Origin of the sequence: Mycobacterium sp. 2YAF39 (assembly GCF_052114565.1) — a bacterium.
In the GTDB taxonomy this organism is placed as follows: domain Bacteria; phylum Actinomycetota; class Actinomycetes; order Mycobacteriales; family Mycobacteriaceae; genus Mycobacterium.
In genome coordinates, this window is record NZ_JBFREZ010000045.1 from 1 (window position 1) to 479 (window position 479).

General features: G+C 69.1%; 1 protein-coding gene. It reads right to left on the reverse strand.

From position 1 onward, the window contains the following. Positions 1 to 442, reverse strand: a 442-nt coding sequence (locus AB4Z42_RS28395; protein WP_442012580.1) for an NAD(P)/FAD-dependent oxidoreductase, incomplete at its 3' end; no start/stop codon positions are given. Between the last annotated feature and the right edge of the window lie 37 nt (positions 443 to 479).

The window sequence follows — 479 nt, forward strand, 5'->3', positions numbered from 1 at the left end:
GTCCGGGCACGAGCGAAGCGGCCTGATGGTGATCCAGCAGCTTCCATTCATAGGGCTCCACACCGGGCTGCGCCATCAGCGTGTTGACCCACGCCAGCCGCGCCTCGACCTCGTAGTCGCCCATCAGCGGCGTCAGGCCGCCTTTCTGCTCCAGGGCCACGTCGATGCCGGTTTCCTGCAGCAGGCCGGCGGCCAGTTTCGGCCACAGCCGCGTGGAGTTCAGCGTCCAGCGGCTGTAGGCGCCCATGCCGTAGCCCTTGCTCTGCAGCCAGACCAGGCCGAAATTGCCGCGCGAGGCGCGCAGGGCGATATCGCCTTCGTCGAGCACGGCGATTGTGCCCACGCTGCTGCGCAGGCCGTAGGCCACGGCCGAGCCGACCAGCCCGCCGCCAATCACGGCGACGTCGAACACGGGGAGTCGGGAGGTGGAGGCTGCGGTCATCTGCAGCACCTTCCGTGGGGGGATTGCGGGCCTTGGG